This is a genomic window from Streptomyces durhamensis, from assembly GCF_000725475.1.
Taxonomy (GTDB): Bacteria; Actinomycetota; Actinomycetes; order Streptomycetales; family Streptomycetaceae; genus Streptomyces; species Streptomyces filipinensis.
The window spans coordinates 33,527-52,262 of sequence record NZ_JNXR01000039.1 but is presented as its reverse complement, the minus strand read 5'-3'; the positions used below and the strand labels follow the sequence as shown (position 1 = coordinate 52,262).

Sequence of the window (18,736 nt, the reverse complement as noted above, 5' to 3'; positions counted from 1 at the left end):
AGGCCAGTCCACCGGTGGGGAGTCCAACTGGCCGTCCGCGGGGAAAGGATCTTGGCCGCTGTCATCACAAGGCGGAAGACCGTGCCTGCCCGATCATCATCGCCCATCCCCGCCGGCCTGGGCCGGCTCGCCACCGGCCGCCCTGCCGAGCCCGGGGAACACCCGCAGCTGCTGGACCGCCTCGCGACCGTTCCCGATCCACGTAGGGCCAAGGGGCGCCGCCACCCCCTCGCCTTCGTCCTCGCACTCGCCGCGTGCGCGGTACTGGCCGGCGCGAAATCCCTGACCGCGATCGCGGAATGGGCAGCCGACGCCCCGGCCGCCGTGCTCACCGCCCTCGGCGGCCCGAGCCGCGAACCCGCCGGGCCCACCGCCCCGACCGAAGCCACCGTGCGCCGAATCCTGCAGCGCGTGGACGGCGACGCCCTCGACGCGGCGATCGGCGCCTGGCTCGCCGCCCGGGACCCCCACCGCCCGCCACCCGACCATGACCTGGGCAGACGCGCCCGCCGCTCGCTGGCCGTGGACGGCAAGACCGTTCGCGGCGCGCCGCGCCGACGGCACCCAGGTCCACCTTCTGGCCGCGATGACCGGGACCGGCCTGGTCGCAGCCCAGCGTGAGGTCGGCGCCAAGACCAACGAGATCACCGTCTTCCGGCCGATGCTCGTCGACCTCGACCTGGCCGACACCGTGGTCACCTTCGACGCCCTGCACTCCCAGACAGCCCATGCCCGCTTCCTGGTGGAGGAGAAGAAGGCCCACTACATCGCCGTGATCAAGGGGAATCAGCCGCTGCTGCACCAGCACCTTAAGCAGCTGCCCTGGCGGGAGGTGCCGCTGTTGGATAAGACCCGCGCTACGGAACACGGCCGTGACGAGATCCGCCGTGTCAAGACCTGCACCGTCACCCGCGGCCTCGACTTCCCCCACGCCGCCCAGGCCGTGCAGATCGTGCGCCGCCGTCGGACGGTCACCACCGGGAAGTTCACCCTGGAACGTGTCTACGCGGTCACCGATCTGACGGCCGAGCAGGCCGATGCTCCCGAGAGGTCAGCCCCGCCCCCGACCGCCAGCCCGCTGGACCGGCTGACGACGAGCGCCTGGTCGAGCTGCGCCGCTCGGAGATGGATGCGCTGCGCCTTTACGCGCACCTTGGTGCCCGGCTGTGTGTACCGCCGGCCGACGGCCTGGAGGAGAAGGTGCGCACCGCGCGCCAGCTCGGCAACCTGTGGGTGCTGTACCTGAACGAGGAGCAGATCGCGTCGGTGGCCTACGCCTTCTACCTGCGCTCGGTGGGCGGCTCCGGCGCGGAGGCCAACCGGTTCGGCCGGGAGTACGGCGTCGTCTTCCACCCGGACGGGTGCGGCAGCCCGTGGCTGATGCGCCTGCACTGAGCGGGCCACTCCGGCTCCCAACTAGTCCAGGGATCCCCGCCTGTAGTCCGTCGGTCTCAAGCACCCTTCTGGTGCTCCACTGCAGCATCCAGCGCACTGCGAATCTCGGGCGGCAGCCATTTGTTCTGCGGCCACTGCACTACGAACTCTGCTACTTCTCGCAGTTTGATGTTCGTGTGCTGCGACATCTCCCTGAGGACCGCCCAGCCTTGTGCGGGCTGTACGCCGCCGTAGGCGATCACCACGCCGATCGCCTGGTCGATGACGGCGTGGGAGCCGAGCGCCGTCTTCAGCTGCTCGATTTGCTCTTTCAGGTCGAGGATCTCGCCTTCGGGGTCATGGCGCTCAGGCATGGTGATCCGCATCTCCTCCAAACGGTGCTGCCAGAGTGACAGTGTCCTGCTTCCCCGTGAGCACGAGATTACGGGTATGCACAGCACCGCAACAGGACGCCAATCGAGGGATAAGACCAGGTCGCAGGCTTTCCGACGCCACCGAGGTCTCCCTACGACGCGGTGGCCTCCTCGACTGAGTCTCGAACATCAAGCACGGAGTCGGCCCCGGTCATTTCGAGCACTCTCAGAAGCTGATCCGCCGGCTCACCTGGTGCGGGATCTGGCATGCCAGCGACCGACTGCTGTGATCGGGCGCGAAAGGTGTAGGAGTGGAAGAGTGCACCTCTCACCACCCATCGAGCCGATGCTGGCCCGCTCCCTGACAACGCTGCCACCGCCCGGGGCAAGGCCCGTTTGGTCGAGCAGAAGGTCGACGGGTGTCCTGGGCTGGTACGGCTGGGCGATCGTCTTGGTCGGGACTCTCACCGGGTACCTGTTCGGCGCGCTCTACGGGATCGGCCTGATGCTTGCGGGCCCGGGGCGGCCGTACTAGCAGGATCCCGTTCGGCCCGTTCTTGCTCGCCGGGACGCTGGCCGGTGTGCTCCTGGGCTCCCACGCCTCCTGATCCCCGGGCTCCTGGAACCAAGGGGCCGTTGGATCGGGTGCTTTGTCCTGAGTGCACAAAGCGGGTTTCGTGCTGACTAGCCTGGGATCGCGCCGTCGCGGGCGGCTGCACCGCGAGGCTACGCCGAGGCGTGGATCAGCTCCATCTCGATCGCGAGCGCGCCGAGGGTTTCCTTCTCTGGCGGATAGATGGAGCGGATGTTCGCCAGCTGCTGCTCGCGAGTAGCGGTCGGGTTCACGTTCGTCGGCCCCTCTCCATCGAGCAGCTGCTCGAAGTCCGCGTACTCTGTCACCCGGAGCACTCGGACGTCGCACGTCTCGTCGCTGCCCTTGATCCGGAAGCGGATTGTGTCACCCGCAGCCATGCCAGCCAGGTGCGCATACTTCACGCGGACTTCGATCGTCTTACTGCCGGCGGCGACGAGATCGAAATACCTGCGGTACAGGTTCAGGTCATGCCTGCGGGTGGCCGCGGTGTCCTCATGAGGCGGTGAGACTCCTCGTCACATCGGTTATGTCGAGCAGTTGGTCGGCGTAATCGGACAACGAGCCCGGCCACATCCGGGTATCGAGCATCCACGGAGCAGCGCCCTCCGGCAACGCCGCCCTGCCCTCCCGAATGAGAGTCTTCGACAACTTGGCGCCGCTATCCGTGACGACCTGCGGACAGAACAGCCGCGCCGGCAGCTGTGCGCCGGTGAGTCCAATCGCCGTCAGAGCCTGGTCCACGAGCTGGGAACCGAATACCCAGTCGCCGCCCTTGACCATGACAGACAGCCGGTCTCGATCCGCGATAGCGCTCAGCTCCTTGACCAGATTCCGGTACAGCGTGGCGAGGTCGAGGTAACCAGTGCCGGCCGTGCCAATGACGGAGTCGCAGGGGCCGTGTTGAAGGCAGACCGCGGAGATCTGGGCGTGGTCGGTGCCGAGCAGGATCCGCGTGCGTTCGGCGTACTTCTCAGCCCACCCGCAACCGGCTTCCGGGCAGGAGACGCGGACGTGCGGCACACCGTGCGCGGGGTCCAGCCACCAGCGCGCAGCGTCGATCCGCCGGTGTGCACGCAGCCAGGTCTGCCGAAAGTGCTCGGTCTGCTGGAGTCGTGAGTACATCTCGATGGAGTAGGGGATGGACAGCCGGTTCGACAGCGCGGCGAACAGAGGCTTGTAGAGGGTGTCCACCTGCGCGGCGAGGACGTCCTCGCCGAGGGCCTGTGCGTAGGCGCGCTGGTACCGGTGTCCGGATGTTGAGTCGGTGATGACCTCGTGCGGGGCGTTGTCGAGGGCGCCGAAGGCCACCTCGACGGGGAGGCCGAACCGGTCGCGGACGCGGGCTGCAGCGGCGAAGGTGAGCGACTGCACGAGCGACGTGCCGAGGTGGGGTACGCCGTTGATCTGGGTGCCGACGGAGAACACGATGCTGGCAGGGCGGCTGATCAGTAAGCGGGGGGTGAGGATGTCCGTGACGGCGCTGAGCGCGTTGGCCAGCACAGTGTTCGGTGAAACGGGATGTGCCGTCATGCTCTGCTCCCTGACTGGTCAATGAGGGTCTGGGCGATCGGCTGAGCGCTGCTGTCGTTGGCGGGCTTCGTGGTGCAGGCCGGTGACGGAAGCCGGGGTGTCGGTGGCGTCTTCCTGGCACGACTGCGTGAGCGACTCGTGACCGGCAGCGATCAGCCGAGCAACGTGCAGGGCCCTGCACAGCACAGCGGGGGAATCCATCGGCACTGCCCAGTACGAGTCGATGCCGGGACGGGATCGGTCGGCGTCCAATCGCGGCACTCCCAGATAGGCACCGCGCCCGATCACGGCCACGTCGGACGCCTGCCAGTCCTTGACGGCCTCGCGCCACGTCCTGGGCACGCTGGAGGGCAGGAGGACGTAGTACCGGTCACGGTGCTGGTCGCAAATTACCGGACCGCCCTCCAGGGCTTCCTTCATGACGCCATCGACGTCCGCCGGCTTCGTGCTCGCAGCCGCGGCATGGACGAGAGCGCCTGGGAGCCGGAGAGCGACGAACAGCGTCCCTACCGGCAGCAGGGTTACGCCGTGCTCCTGCCACTCCATCCGAGCGCGCTCACGCCCGAAGCTGGGAAGGGTAGACAGAAGCCAGTGCTCCGCTGCCAACCGGCGTTCAGCCCGCGTGTGAACAACGACGGGTTCGCGGCTCACCGGTGGGCCTCCAGGCCCTAAATCGGTTCCTTCTCCACGGGGGCGGTCATGGAGGCATCACTCCTATTACGCTGAGTTGCCAGGTCGTCACCCATGACGGTATGTATGGGAAGGCCGAGTCATGCGTGGGCCGCCTGTCACGGACGCGGGGCTTTCTCGCCGTGCACGGCTGTGTATTTGGCAGCGAGCCAAGGGCCGAGGTCGTTGATGAGCATCCCGAGCACCGCCGGGTCGGGTGAGGGCGCACGGCCAACGGACGCGGCGACACGCATCTGCTCGACGCGCTCGGGGTAGTAGGGGCCGAAGAGCTCGGCGGACTGGTCGAGGTCGCTGGTCCAGCCGCCCCATCGAGGCATGATCAGGGTGAATCCTGTGCGGACGATGCGGCGGCCGACGAGACGGCTGAGGGTCCGGCGATCGGCGTCAGTGGTGGCTTCGGCTGCTTTGGCACGCCAGTGTCGAAGCACACGGGCGAGGTCACCGTTGGTCTCCCGCGCGAGTAGGGCTGTGGGGCGGTAACGGGGCAGTTGTTCTGCAAGGTCAGGGCCCAGCAACGGGGTGCAAAGGCAGGCGATGAAGAATCCACCATCGTGACGTTCGACGTCGCTGAGCAGTACCCGCGTGCTGGTCAGCAGGATCCCGACGCCGTCGATCTGCGGGAATGCACGGTCGATTACGGCCTCGATTGCTTTGGCGTCAGCGCGGTCGGCTTCGGTGGGCTCGTCGTGGAGGGCGAGCTGGAGGTCGAGGTCGGAGACTCCGGGGGTGGCGGTGCCACGGGGGATGCTGCCGTAGAGGTAGGCGCTGTGCAGGCGTGTTCTGCCGAACGTCTCGGTGATATGAGCGCGGGCGGCATCGACGACGGGGACGAACGCTGCCGGCACTCGGTCCAGTGCGCCTTCGCGTGCGATCGTTCCGTCGTGGTCCAGCCCTCGTTCATTCATGGGGCCACTGTGCCTTGTGCTGCTGTGTGCTGCCGAGCGAATTACCGAGGCGGTGTGGCGTCCGTGCATCGCACCGCCCACGCATCCGCCAGTGGGAGACGTCGGGCAGGCCAGCCGCCGAAAAGGCCCTGCCCGGCTCATCCAGCCGCGTACGTGGCGAGAAACGGACGCACCACCGGTAGGGCGAGGTCGAGGCGCAAGAATGTGTCGAAGTGTCCGCAGCCGGGCAGTTCGACGCAGGCCGCGCCCGAGATCCGAGCAGCGGTGTCCTGGATCGACCGTAGTCGGGGGTCACGGTCACCGGCCAGCAGAAGCACCGGTGCCGGGGTTTGCACGAGCCTTTCCAGGACGCCCTCGCGGGCGTCAAGGGCGGCCGTCAGCGCTGCCAGCGCATGTGGGTCGGCTGCCTGCATCGCGCCGCGCATCCACGTCGGGAGTGGTCCTTGACGTTCCAGCATCTCGATGAAGGGAGCCGTTCCCCGAGAGCGGAACAGTCCGATCTCCTGCTGAACCTCCGCCGGAGCAGCTGCAGCACGTCCACCATGTGCTCCGCCGGCAATCAGCGCGGTCAGCCGTTCGGGGTGCCCCGCCAGCAGGTTGAGGCCGATGATGCCGCCCATCGACGCACCCCAGAAGGCCGCCCGGGAGACGTCGAGTGCGTCGAGTACGGCCACGATGTCGCCGACCTGACGGGCGATCCGGTAGCTGTCCGCGTCGTGGGGCGCGTCGCTCCCGCCGTGACCACGGGCATCGACGAGAACCAGGCGATGGCCCCCGGCGAGCGCGTCGTCATAGCCCGCCGACCGCCACGTCGTACGATCTCCGAAGAAACCGTGGAGCAGTACCAACGGCGGTCCGCTGCCCACCACCTCGAAGGCGATCCGAACTCCGTCGTCAGTGGTGACCCGCACCGTTAATCCCCGTCCTGGGACGGGATGGGCGTGGCCTGGTGGTAGTACATCCGCCAACCCATCTCCTCGCCCAGCCTGCGCCACAGCGAGCTCCGGCGCGCCCGCCGTCCCTCGATTGTGGTCTCGTACGTCAGGTGCACCACACCGGGAGCCAGCACGGCACCCGTCATACCTGAGTGCACGTACCGAGGGCCCTCCTCCGAGTTGCCGGGCATGTCCGGCAACTCGGCCAGTATCTCCTCGTACGACCACCGCCGGCCCGAGGCGCCGACCTCCACGAACTCCGGGTCCAGCAGCTGCCTGGCCTCCGCCCGCGACGTTCGCACACGGGGATCCATGAGCCGCAGCTCGCCCCTGACCGCCTCTTCCACCTCATTCGCTTCAGCACGCACCTCTGCATCATCGCCCCACCCGCCGGGCTCACCGCAACCACATCACCCAACGCTCAGTGCCCGAGCGGATGATCTGGCCGCTCCCGGTCGTCGCATTCGGCCAGCAGGAGTTCGGCGAGGAAGCCGAGGTAGGACATCTGCTCGCGGCCGGCGGTCTCGGCGAGTTCCGGGAACTGGGTGCGGATGGTCGGCAGCCGCAGCATCCGGCATGCCTAGTCGACCGCGGCAGTGGCGGCCTGTTCGGAGAGTCCTCGTTGGCGGGGGATGGTCACGGCGTTCTCCTTCAAGTGGTCGGATGGTCGGGTCGGCGGTGTCGTAGGAGCTGGTCGTAGTGGGCCACGGAGGGGAACGGCCGTTTGTCGGGTGGCAGGTGGGCCAGGCGGCGCGTGGTCAGAGACGTCACGTTCGCCCGGTCGGCTGCGGGCGGTTCGGGTTCTTCCGCGGCCGCGGTGTCGGCTTCCGCCGCTTTGCGGGCCTCCAGGTGGAGCCGGACGAGGTGGAGGGCGCGCTGCCACTCCACCGGCCAGGCCGGGCACCACGACGGGGCGATGTTCTCCAGCTGCTCGCGCCGCTCCTCCGACAGCGCCTTGGCCGCCGACTGAACCGGGAACCCATCGGCACGCCGCTGCGCGACCACATCGAGTCCGGCGGGCACCTATTCCTCGTTCAAGCGCGGGTGGACGGACGGCGGATCCGGACTGACTGGGCGAGGGACGAGGTGATCGTGTCTCCGTATGTCCGCGACAGCGCCAGGGTGCGTTCCTGGTCGACCAGGTTCAAAACGACCGCTGTTGCATTGAGCCTCTTCAGCGTTGCCGCTCCAGGGTGAGGACGGCTCTGGCGATTGACGTCATGCGATTTGGACTGCATCGGGATCTGCGGAAGATCCGCCAGGACTTCAGGCGCGCAACGCCGCGCTCAACCGGCGCCCGTGCCGCGGACTGGGCCCGGTTGACGGTCTTCTCGGTGAGGGCGAGTTCCTGCAGGGGCCGGCGCTTGATGCCAGTGGTCAGCCAGGGGCCGCCGCCCTGGTAGGCAAGATCGGCCAGGATGGGAATGCCCTGGCGCTCGCAGGTGCGGATGATGCGGTGGGTACGGGCAGCGGTCAGATCGTGAGCCCGGCCCGGCAACGCGGGTGAGAGCCACAGCAGCCGGCCGCCAGGATCGGTGACCACCTGCACGTTCACCCCGTGTCGGCGGTGCTTGTGCGAGTAGTCGGCCCGTCCGTCGCCGACCCGGTCGCACTCGGCGAGCGTGCCGTCCAGCAGGACGAAGTCGACGTCGGCCTCGCGCAGGACCTTCAGCAGACCCGGCGCACGTTCGGCGAGCAGGCGGATAACCGCACCGGTGTAGGCGTGGGCGGTGGACTCGCTGATCCCCGAACCCGGCAGCGATCTTCGCCAGGGTGGTGGGTTCACGCAGGTACACCAGTGCCACCATCGCGCGCTGAGACGGACGGAGCTTGCAGTGCCGGTCACCCTCACGGGTGACGATCAGCATGGTCACCCACTCCACGAGCGCATGGGGCAGGTCGAGTGCGGCAGGATTGATGACCAACGAGGCCCCCGAGCAACGTGGTTGAGACGTCAGACACCTCGATCAACGACTCGGGGGCCTCGCTCGTTGCGCTTCGTGGGCTGTCACCTGATCGGTGGCCAGCTCGAAGAGGCTCATTGATCGACATGGTTCTTCGTGTCCACGAGCGCGGTGTTCTCATCGGTGATCTTTCGGCGGACAACGTGCTCAAGGATCCCGAAGGTGGCCGGATGTGGCTGATCGCCTTTGAGAGCGCCGCCGTGGACGCGGACTCCTGTGAGCAGAAGCGGTTCGCGGCAATGTGGGCGACGCCAGGCTTCAAGCACCCGGCTCGAGACATCCCTAAAACACTGGTGCCTGAGGATGATTTCTACGCCTTGGGCATTGTACTTGTATGCGCGCTGACGGCGGTGAGCTACTTCAGCCACGATCCAAGCGCGTTGCCGCGGTTCCTCGACGAGTTCGTTCGGCACGGCATCCTGCCCGAGGTGCGACACGTAATAGCTGCGCTGGTCGATGGTGATGTCATCGCGGCGTGCGACACGCTTAGCGATTGGCAACCCGAATGATGGAGGTCGCGAGCCGGCGAGTCCCTGGGCCCGTAGCAAGGTCCACTCGCGTGAGCTGTGGCAGCCAGCCGACCACCCGAGATAAAATAGCTGAACAAGCGCGCACATGTCATTGGCCGTGGCCATCGACCCGGCCGCAGAATAACGAGGCCATCCACTACGACCAGCACCATGTCCCAGACAGAACACAATGATTTGAGTCTCCAAGATCACCGAGTCGGTTCAGGGCGGCCATCAACTCCGTCCCTGCTGCAAACCGCAAGTCTCCGCCTCCTGCGGCCCGCTACAGCGCCACGTGGGCGAACAGCGTGGTGGCAAGGGGGTATTAGCCACTGGTCTTTCGCAGCCGATGGTGAAATTGCTTTGCGTCCCATACTCGGGAGGTCACTTTGATCAGCGGATCTGTCGGACAAGGCGGTATCAACGGTCCAGACGACGTCATGGCGGTGCAGCGTCTGCTGAGCGATCTGCAGATCGCAGCAGGCCACGTTTCGCTTGACGTTGACGGGCTGGTCGGTCCCAAGACCATCGCGGCAATCTCGGAATTCCAGCAGCAGAATCCTGGCCTACTGGTCGATGGCAGGATCGACCCGACAGGGCCAAGCTTCACCCGGCTCGATGAAGTCAGCAGCAGTCTCTATGCGACGATCGTGCAGGAGCAAGGCTTCCCCATTCTGACTGCGCCGACGCCTCCCGGGACGCCGGGCGACCTGGCTGCCGATTTCGATGATATTCGCGGTGACTTCTCCGCGCTTGCTCCCACCGAACGCGTTGCCGGCGCCAGTCGCTTTGCCAACCCGGTTCCGGACCTCATCGCCCCTGTCGACCGCATCCGCTTGACCCTGCTCGGGGCGGTGCAAGTGGTTCCCTTGATCATTGTTCTCATCTTCATACTGGCGTTGCTCATCGTCATCACCTCCAACCCGATCTGGCAGCGAGCAGCCAAAGAGACGCTGAAAGGCCTCAAGGATCGCATGCGATTGTTGTCGCAGAAGATCCGTGATGCCGTTCAAGACATAGTCGACGCCATCGAGGGTGTTATTGGCGGCACACGATGTGCGGAGCTATGCGCGAACGAGATTAACAAGGTCAAGGACCTGCAGCAGAAGATCAACGAGCTGCTGGACAGCATGCCCGCCAACGACAACGACCCCAACGCGATGAAACAGCTGCAGTTCCAACTCGCCCGTCTTCTGGAGCAGATCGTCGCGGCCCAGGCAGACGTCGTTGATTGCCTCCAGCGGAATGGCTGCTAGGCCGTGTCCTGTAGGTCGGCACGCAGCCACAACACGATGGCGGCGATGATGATCTCTCAGCGGTAGTAGGCGACGCGTTTGGTGTAGCGGGTGGCGAGTCCGCGGAACTGTTTGAGTCGGTTGAAGCAGCGTTCGACGACGTTGCGGCCGGCGTAGCGCTCAGGATCGAAGACGGGTGGGCGTCCACCACGGGAGCCCTTAGCTTTGCGGTGGGCGATCTGGTCGCTGTGTCAGTCCCCTCGCAGCGTGGAGACAATCTATGCGGCCAGTCCCTCGGCGAGGGTGGCTCGGTAGTCACGTTCGTAGTCGATCGGGCTCTCGCCCCACCCACCCACGCGGCCACGTCCAGCTCCGCCCCGGCCGCGACGGCCCGTGGTACGCCCACGAGTCCGAGCCCGCACAGGACGACCGGTGGCCCCGCGGCACCCCGGACCTGGACCCGGTGGGCGCCCCGACGGGCTCCGGCCCCGGCCCCCGCACCGGCCGGCCGCGACCCGGGCGGCGCTGCATCCCGCACAACACACTCACCCACACGCCCCGTTGACGCTGCGTGACTTCCCATCGCGGACGGTCGTGGAAGCCAGACGCGACCGGCGCCGGCAGTCCGGTTGCGGGGCATTCCGGGCGGAGTAGCCTGGAGCTGATCGGCCCTGCCTGATCTGGAGGTGGGCGATGTTTCTCCGATTGCTGCGGCGTCGTCAGCCGCACCGGCTGGTCCTTCTCGGCAACGGCCGTCTGATCCGGGGCTTCAGCGGCGGATTCTACGACGGTCACGGTTACCAGTCCTGACGCCGTTCACGGCGAACCCTTGGAGGAAGTGCGGTGACAGAGGACGCCGATGCCCTGACAGCCATGGCGAGGACCCTGTCACCGCACTGCCGTGTCACCGGGATGTCCGACGGCGCGCTGATCGCGGACTGGAAGCGGACGCGTTTTCTCGGCATGGCGGCGGCGGATGTCCGTAAGTTCGCCGAAGGCACCCCCGAGGAACGCGCGGAGCTCGTCACCGTCCTCCTGCGTGCCGGGTGCGCGAAGGACCACCGGCAGCGGCACACGGACGCCGGCGCCGGGCCCTGGCTGCGCGGAGTGCACCTGCTCATCCGGACCATGGGATTCGGTCGCGTCCTGCGGCTGCTGTCCCTGGCTGCCCCGGCGTACGCCCGCGCCGACACCCCCTCCGCACAGGAGGTCCGCCGGCTGAAACGAGCGATCCTCGCCCACAGCCGCCGCAGCTGGCTGGTCGACGGCGACTGCAAGTCCGAGGCGGTGACGGCCTTCCTCCTGCTGCGGCGGTCCGGCCTGCAGGCCGTCCTCCACATCGGCGTGCGCGAGCACCCGTTCGCCCTGCACGCCTGGACCGTCTCCGCCGGCCTGTGCATCCCGGACGCCGATCCGCGGGGGCACGCCTTCGAACCGGTGCTCACCATCGACGGCGGGGGCCGGTGACATGGACGCCCTGCGCCTCGAGTGGACGGGCGGCACCCCGAGGCTCCGGACCACCGACGCCCTGGCACGTCGGGGACTCGTGACGACGGTCTCCTCGCCGGTCGGCACCGCGGCCGTCGTCGGCTGGGCCGGCTCGGCCCGCGACCGGGTGACAGGCGCACACGGCCTCCTCGACGCCTGCGGCAGGCAGGGAGCGGCTCCGACGATGCCGGCCGGCGACTACGCGGCCGTCGTCGTGTGCCGGGACCGCATCCTCCTGACACGCGACGAACAGGCACGCATCCCCCTGTTCTTCAGGGAGTCCGCAGGCCGCGTGGACGCGGTGAGCACCTCCGCCCGCACCCTGGGCCGCGCCACCGAGCTGGAACCCCGCTACTTCTGCCGCTTCCTCACCGGGAACCTGGCGCAACCGCACACGGGCCTCACGCCGTTCACCGGGGTCCACCGTGTCCTCGGCGGCGAAGTGGTGGAGCTCTCCCTCGCCGGGCGGCTGTGTGGCCGTACGCCGCGACGCGCCCGTGCCACCGCCGACGCGCCCGCGTCCCTCGCTGGCGGACCCGGCCTCGACGAGGCCGCGCGGGAGCTGCGCCTGGCGCTGGAGAACGCCGTCGGACGCCGTATGGGCACGACGACGGCCTGCCATGTCTCGGGCGGCACCGACTCCACCGGTGTCGCGCTGCTCGCCGCGCGCCTGCTGGCCGCGGGACACGTCGGCACCGGGGAGCTCGTCCTGCTCGCCGGGCGTTTCCACCACGGGGAGCTGGCCGGGGAGCAGCCGTACCTCGACCTGGCGCTGGAGGGGATCCGCCGGCACGCCCCCACGGCCCGCCCGGTGGTCGTCGACACCGACGACGTGGCCGACTTCGACGACTTCCCGCACCACGCGGGCGACGCGGACGAGCCCCATGCGCACGCGTTCCGCGCCCCGTTCTGGAGCAGACTCCACGGCGCGGCCGCGGAACTGGGCTGCGACACCCTCCTGACCGGCTGCGGGGCCGATCCGGTCGCCGACGCCAACCCCTTCCACCTGCACAGGCTCGCCCGCACGGGCCGGCTCTGGCAGCTGACCCGGCAGGCGCGCGCCTGGGCCGAGGGGAGCGAACGGGGCCTGCGGGACGTCGTCCACGCCTACGTCGTCCGGCCGACCGCCCCGCTCACCGCCGAACGGATCACCGCACTGGCCCGTGGCGGAACGGTGCTGGGCGGACTCGGGACCTTCGACCGCCCCCGCTGGCTGCGGCCCGGCTTCGCCCGGGCCCACGGGTTCCGCGAGGCCCGGATCGCGGAGAGCCGCTTCGTGTTCGGGCGCAGACCGGAACAGTCGCTGTACGACGCCGCCAACTACCTGGCCGCGCCCGATCCGCTGTCCTGGCACCGGGCCGGACGGGACGGGTTTTTCCTCTCGCACCCGTTCCTCGACCCGGAGGTCGTCGCCACGATGAGCCGCCTGTCCGCCGCGGCCGTGTTCCGGCGGGGCCGTCCGAAGGCCGTCCTCCGCGAGGCCCTGGCGGACCTGCTCCCGGCCCCGATCCGCGGCAGGGCGGTCAAGGTCCCCTTCGACGACCTCTACGCCCGCGGTCTGCGCAGACACGGCGACGAACTCGTCGCCCTGTGCCGCTCTGCCCGGCATCCGCTGGTCACCGAGATGTTCGACGTCGACACGCTGTGCGGGGCCGTGCGGGAGGCCCGGCTCGGCATGGGGGACGCGTACTCCTGGGACCGGATGAACAGCTCGCTGGCGCTGGTGGCGTGGCTGGAGGGGCTCAGCGCTGGTTCTTGATGTCCCAGAGGTTCTGGACGTAAGGACCCGTGGTCAGGTCGACAAGACCGTACCGGCTCGACACGTCACGTTGTTCTATCGACCCGGGGATGTGGCCCTCCTCGCCCGCGCGCGCGATGGACGTCGCCACGTAGGCGCCGTGCTTGCCGAAGTCCCAGTAGACCGTGAGAAAGCGTGGATCTCTCGTGTACTCGTCGATGGCATTGTTCTCGCGCACCCTGGCGCGGTAGATGAGGGCGTCGTAATCCGGATTCTGGTGCTCTTTCACCCACGCGGGCAGACTTTTCACGTCCCAGGTTTTCGTCAGAAAACGAAGCGGTGGCTCCAGAATGAGCCGGTCCTTGCGCGCGAGTTTCGCGGTGGCGTAGAAGGTCACCTGGTCGTACGGCGTGTTGGTGGGCAGTTGCACCACCAGTCGCGTGGTGAAGCTGTCGTTGGACTCGATCCACTGCGCGTAGGGCATCCAAGGCTGTGCGTCCAGCAGATCGCCAGGCTGGTGGATCTCCCTGCGGGAGAGCGGGTTCACCTCCGAGGGTTTGGCCCACTGGTCGGCATCGGCTCGCCACTGCTGGCGGAGCCGGTCCTTCGCGCTCAGCGTCACCTTCTGCGCCATCGCGTGGAATTCGGAGCCGAGTACATAGAAACTCCTGTCCCCGTGGTTCTGGAGGGTGATGTCGACCGGTACGGCGAACGCCTTACGGTCCTTGCTCAGCACCGCTTTCCCGGGGGACAACGTGATGACGGGACTGGTTTCGCGCTCGTACGGCTGATAGAGGTTCTGATAGCCGAAATTGGCGACCGCGATGAACGAGGGGACGATCACCGCGACGGCCACCCGCTTGGGGGTGGGGACCATGACCGCCGTTCGCCAGACCGCGAAGGTAGCCGCTGCCGAACCCGCCGCGAGCACGGCGAACACCACTTCGTAGAACGCGGAATCACCGTCCCTCCACGTCGTGACCAGGATCATGACGTTGGTCAGCAGGGCGGTGAACGTGCCGACCAGTGCCACAAGGCCCGAGTAGGGGAAGCAGTGCCGCACCCAGTGGTCCAGGACCGCGATGACGCCCAGCAGCGTGGTGAATGCGACCACGAGAAGGACGGCACCGGTGAACCGACCAGGGAAGTTCAGGGCATGGAAGAAGTCCTCGAGGCCGAACCGGGCCAGCAGCACCGTGGTCAGGAGAAGGACCAGCTCGATCAGCACCAGCGAGACCCGCGCCCGCCACGTGCTCAGCGAGGGCCGTAACACCTTCGGGCGCAAGCCGGTGTGCGGTTTGGGGGGAGTCCGCACCCGATCACCTCCTGGGACCCCGATTCGGGTCGGTACGCACGTGTGCGGCGCGGCCGCGGGGGTTCCGCCGCCGTGCCGGGGTTCGTCACCATCGTCCGTGGGGATCCACGGGGCCGCCATCAGACGCCCCCGGGTGTGGGACCTCCCCCGTGCCCGCGCGGTCCGCCGGGCGGGCACGGGGGAGGGCGCGGCCTGCTCCTAGTGACCGTGCGGCCGGCGGTGCGGATCCGCCTGCTGCACCCGGTCGGCGAAGTTCGAACCGGTGAGGTTCACGTGGTACCGGGCGCGGACGTAGTTGATCGTGGCGCACATGTCCGCGACCACGTCGTACGGGGTGGTGGCGGTGCCCTCCTGGTGGTAGGCGGCGAAGGTGGTGGGGATGCACTGGGTGGCGCCCCGCGAGCAGTTCTGCGGGTGGCCGTCGGGTGCCCTGTGCCCCCGCGCGTTGACATCGTTGAGGTTCACCCGCCACCGCGGGTCGTTGTTGGCGGACTCGCGCTCGGTGAGGGTGACCAGCGTCGGGACGCCGTACCGCGGGTCCATGCCGTCAGGCCGCACGCCTCCCGGGCGTAGCGGCGCATCGCGTCCGGCCCGTACCCGTCGTGCGGATCACCGTAGGTGATCTGGCTGAGGTCGAGCCGGCCGCTCCCCGCCGGGGCCGCGGGGCGGTCGACGGTGAAGTGGGCGCGTTCGCCGAGTGCGCTCAGGGAGGCGTAGCCGGGGATGCCGTCGGCCTCGGTCTCCGCGTAGCCCAGGGCGAGCTGTTCCTCGCGGTAGGCGGTCCTGGTCTGTTCGCCGAAGAATCCGGTGGGGCCGCCGGGGATGGGGTGGCCCTGGTCGATCAGGGCCTGCTGCACGGTGCGGACGTCGTCGTTGCTCGCGCCGGGACGGAGGTTGGACAGGGAGACCATGACCGGTTCGCTTCCTTTCGTGTCGTCAGCCCCAGGGGGTCACGGTGAGCCTGATCCGCGCGTCTTCCCCGAGGATCGGCGGCGGTGGCGGGCAGGGGGGCGTGGCCGGCCCAGGAGCCCGGGACGGGGTCGTCGTCGGGAAGAGCGTGGCTGTTGGGCCGGTAGGCGCTGATCGGTCCGGTGATGGCGGAGTTCCAGCAGGCCGAGACCGCGGGTACCGGGGCGGCGGGGTCGGGGCGGACGTCGATCACCAGGATGTCGTCGAAGTCGGCGGTCTGCTCCAGATGGCCGGCGAAGCTCAACAGACCCTCACGGCGCCGCAGCGACAGGATCCGCAGGTGCAGCGCGTACATGGTGCCCGTGTCGTCCGGCCGGAGACTGCTGCACAGGAACGTCTCCGCCAGGGGGCCGTCGCCCCGTCGTCCGCCCCGTCGGCCGGGCCGCCCGTCCGGCAGCTGCAGGGGGCACCAGTGGGCGCTCGTCCGCTCGTGCGTGACGATCTGCAGGCCCGCGGACCGACAGCCGCACCTCGGCCTGCCACACCGTGTCGGGCCACTGCGGCAGCCGGACCCCGACGAGCGCGGCCTCGGCCCTGCAGTTGCCGAACAGGAAGCGCCGCAGGTTCTGGTAGCCCTCCTCGGAGTTGACGAGTGCGTAGCGCCCGCTGTGACTGCGGTGCACGTACGCCTGGTGGGTGTCGGGGGCGTACGCGTTGTCGATCTGCACCAGGCCGTCGCTGCGCGGTCCGACCGTGGTCGCCGCCGACAGGCCGTGCGCCACGTCGTAGTCGGTCGGGTCGGTGCCGATCAGGCAGAAGACGCGGTCGGGGGCGTGGAACGTCCCCTCGTCCGGCATCGCGCGGGCGTCCCACCGCGGCGGCGGGCCGTCGGGATCCGTCCGCGCCTTCGGCGTCATACTCGTACATGCGTTCACGCCCGAAGACGTCCGCGCCGTCGTTGCCGGTGACGTCACGCAGCCTCTCCAGCAAACCGAAGCCGACGTCGAACGCGATGCCGCCGTGCGGGGTGCCGTAGGTGAAGGGCCAGCCCACGCAGTCGGCCGGATCGCGGCCGAGGTCCGGGAGGATCTTCTGGATCAGGCAGCGGCACACCAGGCCGCCCATGGAGTGCGCGACCAGGTGCACCCGTTCCGCTCCCGACTTGGCCCTGATCGTGTCGATCAGCCGCAGCAGGTCCTCCGCGGCCGTCTCCAGCCGGAACGCCCGGGGGGGTGCCCGCCCCAGGTGGTCGCGGAGGCGTCGTAGAACCGGTGGATCCAAACGCTGTCGGGCGGGATGCTGTCGTGTCCGGCGAGATAGAGCTCCTGGCCGCCGTCGACCAGGATCCGGTAGCCCTCGTCCAGGTGCAGACGCAGCAGCGGGCTCTCGAACTCGTAGAAGCACGGAGCGTCGTCCGGCCCGATACAGATGTGGGGGGAGCCCTGGTTGAACCCGTAGAACGGATCCGTCACCACCTTGTCGATGCCGGCGGTGTCACCGGCGTATCCCCGGACGTAGACGATCGGCAGTTTCGGGGTCGGTGCCATGCGGTCCTCCAGGATCGGCATGTCGAGGCTACGGACGCGCCGTCAGCCCGGCGTCACTGCGGCGTCAGTGTGGCGTCAATGCGGCGTCAGGCCGCCGTCGGCGTCACCGGCTCGTCAGGCGCCACCCGTGGCGGGCCAGCATCCGGGTGAAGCGAGCGGACGGCTCGACGCCCAGCTCCTCCCGCAGCAGCCGCTGGAACGAGCGGTAGTGACGGACCGCTTCGATGAGATTTCCTTCCGCGAGGTGCGCGGAGACGGCGGCCCGGTGCGCGCTCTCCCGGAGCGGCTCAGCGCGCACGCTCTCCCACGCCGTCTCCAGGGCGAGTGCCGGCCTGCCCTCGCGGACGAGCGCCTCGGCCAGCGCGTCGAGGGCGTGCAGCCGCAACTGCCGCAGGCGCTCACGTTCCAGCAGCACCCATTCCTCGTCCCAGCCGGGCAGCAGGCCCTCTCCGCGCAGCAGCCCCTGCGGGAGCTGGGCGGTGGGCGGCGGCCCGCCGCCCTGGACGACACCGAGCGCGGTCTCGGTGAAGGCGTGCACGTCGACGTGCAGGGTGTCGGCGGTCACGAGCGAGTCCCCGGAGCACCGACCAGCGGCTGATTGCCCCGCGGGAGCTTCCACAGGCTGGTGCGCAGGCTGCCCCTGGCGTGCTCCTCGGTGACCTCGGGCCACAGGGTCCCGGCGAGGACCGTGCGGGACACGCGTCTGCGCAACGCGACGAACGCCAGCAGGCGCTGCCCGTTGCGGCACAGCTCGACCGGCTCGGCGCCGCATTCCAGACGGAAGTGGCCGAGCAGTCGCAATTGGGGAGGGGAAGACACCGTGAGCCTCTCGACACCAGTCTCGGCCGGTGCGGCGGGACCGTGCAACTCCGCGGTTTGCGGACCCGTCGGCCGACGACGAGACTCGGCAGAGGGAACTCCACCAAAGGCACGGCCGGTCTTGCGGATCGCCAGCGGGAGGACGGAACCATGGGCGTTCTCCGTTTGCAGACGAACGACCCGGCGACCATCTCGTGGGGGCACGTCCAGGTACTGCTGTGGATCCTGCTGTCCACCGTCGTCGCCATCGGGATCGTCCTGGTCGTCGCCCGGCGTGTGGTGCCGAGCCGCACGGCGTCGCCGAACAGCGTCGTGCGCAGCTGGGTGGCCATGGCACTGGTCACCGGCCTCATGGCGTTCTGCGCGGTGGCCTTCGCCGTAGGGGACACCAACCTGCGCAGCACGCTGATCGGAGCGCTCGCCGCGGCCGTCGGGTCGGCGGTGGCCTTCTACTTCTCGGGCAAGGCCGCCGAGGACGCCCGCAAGGATGTGCTCAGCGCCGCGTTCGGGGGCGAGGAAGTGGTGCCCGACCTGATCGGGTGCACCAAGGACGAGGCCGCCGTGAAGCTGGGCGGGACCACGCTGAAGCTGGAGCTGGCACCCGACTCGGGGCCGTCCGCGGCACCGGCCGCCATCTCCCGCCAGGACCCCGCCAAGGGAGCCGCGGTTCCCCGGGGCACGGCGGTGAAGGTGACGTTCCCCTGATGTCCGGTGGTGGCCCCGTGACCGATCGCACGCCCCTGATGTGACGCCCAGTCACATCTGGTTGAACAGTCAGCGGTTGACGGTGGAATCACCCGCTGCCGCGG

The 18,736-nt window shown here is 68.8% G+C and carries 21 protein-coding genes and 4 pseudogenes; 9 read left to right on the top strand and 16 right to left on the bottom strand.

The window, feature by feature from the left end; translation table 11 throughout:
- The first annotated feature begins 81 nt into the window (after positions 1-81).
- The 3 genes from IO33_RS48315 to IO33_RS53880 are packed head-to-tail and all read left to right on the top strand — an operon-like array spanning position 82 to position 1,395.
- Positions 82-621, top strand: a complete 540-nt coding sequence (locus IO33_RS48315; protein WP_167349498.1) for a transposase family protein — start codon at positions 82-84, stop codon at positions 619-621.
- Complete coding sequence (locus IO33_RS53885) at positions 587-1,246, top strand: ISAs1 family transposase (protein WP_078964066.1); 660 nt, start codon at positions 587-589, stop codon at positions 1,244-1,246. Before IO33_RS48315 ends, IO33_RS53885 begins: the two co-directional genes overlap by 35 nt.
- Complete coding sequence (locus IO33_RS53880; protein ID WP_051927205.1) at positions 1,201-1,395, top strand: DUF6417 family protein; 195 nt, start codon at positions 1,201-1,203, stop codon at positions 1,393-1,395. Before IO33_RS53885 ends, IO33_RS53880 begins: the two co-directional genes overlap by 46 nt.
- Positions 1,396-1,451: 56 nt before the next feature.
- On the opposite strand, the gene IO33_RS0137950 is transcribed toward IO33_RS53880, so the two are convergent.
- The 10 genes and pseudogenes from IO33_RS0137950 to IO33_RS44895 form a co-directional block, all read right to left on the bottom strand.
- Positions 1,452-1,760 (bottom strand): ANTAR domain-containing protein, encoded by a 309-nt coding sequence (locus tag IO33_RS0137950; RefSeq protein WP_245235985.1) that lies wholly within the window; start codon positions 1,758-1,760, stop codon positions 1,452-1,454.
- Positions 1,761-2,474: 714 nt separating this feature from the next.
- Positions 2,475-2,807 (bottom strand): ASCH domain-containing protein, encoded by a 333-nt coding sequence (locus tag IO33_RS0137940; protein WP_031173617.1) that lies wholly within the window; start codon positions 2,805-2,807, stop codon positions 2,475-2,477.
- A gap of 28 nt (positions 2,808-2,835) precedes the next feature.
- Positions 2,836-3,873, bottom strand: a complete 1,038-nt coding sequence (locus IO33_RS0137935) for a hypothetical protein (RefSeq protein WP_157857996.1) — start codon at positions 3,871-3,873, stop codon at positions 2,836-2,838.
- Positions 3,874-3,891: 18 nt separating this feature from the next.
- Positions 3,892-4,419 (bottom strand): hypothetical protein, encoded by a 528-nt coding sequence (locus IO33_RS0137930; RefSeq protein ID WP_063765852.1) that lies wholly within the window; start codon positions 4,417-4,419, stop codon positions 3,892-3,894.
- A gap of 242 nt (positions 4,420-4,661) precedes the next feature.
- On the bottom strand, positions 4,662-5,468 hold the full coding sequence (locus IO33_RS0137925; RefSeq protein ID WP_031173613.1) for a nucleotidyltransferase domain-containing protein: 807 nt from the start codon (positions 5,466-5,468) through the stop codon (positions 4,662-4,664).
- A gap of 137 nt (positions 5,469-5,605) precedes the next feature.
- Positions 5,606-6,379 (bottom strand): alpha/beta fold hydrolase, encoded by a 774-nt coding sequence (locus IO33_RS46250; RefSeq protein WP_051927203.1) that lies wholly within the window; start codon positions 6,377-6,379, stop codon positions 5,606-5,608.
- A 2-nt stretch (positions 6,380-6,381) separates the two neighbouring features.
- Positions 6,382-6,717: a nuclear transport factor 2 family protein gene (locus IO33_RS0137915; RefSeq protein WP_209438991.1), complete on the bottom strand. Its 336-nt coding sequence runs from the start codon at positions 6,715-6,717 to the stop codon at positions 6,382-6,384.
- 131 nt (positions 6,718-6,848) lie between these two features.
- A pseudogene (locus tag IO33_RS48310) lies at positions 6,849-7,043 on the bottom strand (IS21-like element helper ATPase IstB); the annotation flags it as partial.
- An 11-nt stretch (positions 7,044-7,054) separates the two neighbouring features.
- A complete protein-coding gene (locus IO33_RS54270) occupies positions 7,055-7,426 on the bottom strand; it encodes a hypothetical protein (RefSeq protein ID WP_031173609.1) in 372 nt (123 codons plus the stop codon).
- Positions 7,427-7,577: 151 nt separating this feature from the next.
- Positions 7,578-8,328, bottom strand: a pseudogene (locus IO33_RS44895) (transposase).
- A 116-nt stretch (positions 8,329-8,444) separates the two neighbouring features.
- Between IO33_RS44895 and IO33_RS0137895 the strand changes: the two are divergent.
- The 5 genes and pseudogenes from IO33_RS0137895 to IO33_RS0137875 all read left to right on the top strand — a co-directional run bounded on the left by IO33_RS0137895 (position 8,445) and on the right by IO33_RS0137875 (position 13,358).
- On the top strand, positions 8,445-8,876 hold the full coding sequence (locus IO33_RS0137895; RefSeq protein WP_031173608.1) for a serine/threonine-protein kinase: 432 nt from the start codon (positions 8,445-8,447) through the stop codon (positions 8,874-8,876).
- Between the two features lie 389 nt (positions 8,877-9,265).
- Complete coding sequence (locus tag IO33_RS0137890) at positions 9,266-10,132, top strand: peptidoglycan-binding domain-containing protein (protein WP_157857995.1); 867 nt, start codon at positions 9,266-9,268, stop codon at positions 10,130-10,132.
- A 325-nt stretch (positions 10,133-10,457) separates the two neighbouring features.
- Positions 10,458-10,598 (top strand): annotated as a pseudogene (locus IO33_RS54455) (SWIM zinc finger family protein); the annotation flags it as partial.
- 356 nt (positions 10,599-10,954) lie between these two features.
- Positions 10,955-11,578: a lasso peptide biosynthesis B2 protein gene (locus IO33_RS48290; RefSeq protein WP_245235984.1), complete on the top strand. Its 624-nt coding sequence runs from the start codon at positions 10,955-10,957 to the stop codon at positions 11,576-11,578.
- 1 nt (position 11,579) lies between these two features.
- Positions 11,580-13,358, top strand: a complete 1,779-nt coding sequence (locus IO33_RS0137875) for an asparagine synthase-related protein (protein ID WP_031173604.1) — start codon at positions 11,580-11,582, stop codon at positions 13,356-13,358.
- On the opposite strand, the gene IO33_RS0137870 is transcribed toward IO33_RS0137875, so the two are convergent.
- The 6 genes and pseudogenes from IO33_RS0137870 to IO33_RS44875 form a co-directional block, all read right to left on the bottom strand.
- Positions 13,342-14,652 carry a hypothetical protein gene (locus IO33_RS0137870; protein WP_031173603.1) on the bottom strand — a complete coding sequence of 437 codons (1,311 nt, stop codon included), beginning with the start codon at positions 14,650-14,652 and terminating at the stop codon, positions 13,342-13,344. The genes IO33_RS0137875 and IO33_RS0137870 overlap by 17 nt on opposite strands.
- Positions 14,653-14,850: 198 nt before the next feature.
- Positions 14,851-15,117 carry a lysozyme family protein gene (locus IO33_RS46245; protein WP_157857994.1) on the bottom strand — a complete coding sequence of 89 codons (267 nt, stop codon included), beginning with the start codon at positions 15,115-15,117 and terminating at the stop codon, positions 14,851-14,853.
- Positions 15,114-15,563: a peptidoglycan-binding domain-containing protein gene (locus IO33_RS46240; RefSeq protein WP_031173600.1), complete on the bottom strand. Its 450-nt coding sequence runs from the start codon at positions 15,561-15,563 to the stop codon at positions 15,114-15,116. The genes IO33_RS46245 and IO33_RS46240 overlap by 4 nt, the downstream gene beginning before the upstream one ends.
- Before the next feature lie 309 nt (positions 15,564-15,872).
- On the bottom strand, positions 15,873-16,478 hold the full coding sequence (locus tag IO33_RS53875) for a hypothetical protein (protein WP_342448394.1): 606 nt from the start codon (positions 16,476-16,478) through the stop codon (positions 15,873-15,875).
- Positions 16,479-16,742: 264 nt separating this feature from the next.
- On the bottom strand, positions 16,743-17,129 hold the full coding sequence (locus tag IO33_RS53870; protein ID WP_342448393.1) for a hypothetical protein: 387 nt from the start codon (positions 17,127-17,129) through the stop codon (positions 16,743-16,745).
- A gap of 82 nt (positions 17,130-17,211) precedes the next feature.
- A pseudogene (locus tag IO33_RS44875) lies at positions 17,212-17,903 on the bottom strand (AfsR/SARP family transcriptional regulator).
- Positions 17,904-18,077: 174 nt separating this feature from the next.
- Here IO33_RS44875 and IO33_RS0137845 point away from each other — a divergent pair.
- Complete coding sequence (locus IO33_RS0137845; RefSeq protein ID WP_031173599.1) at positions 18,078-18,632, top strand: PASTA domain-containing protein; 555 nt, start codon at positions 18,078-18,080, stop codon at positions 18,630-18,632.
- Positions 18,633-18,736 lie beyond the last annotated feature (104 nt).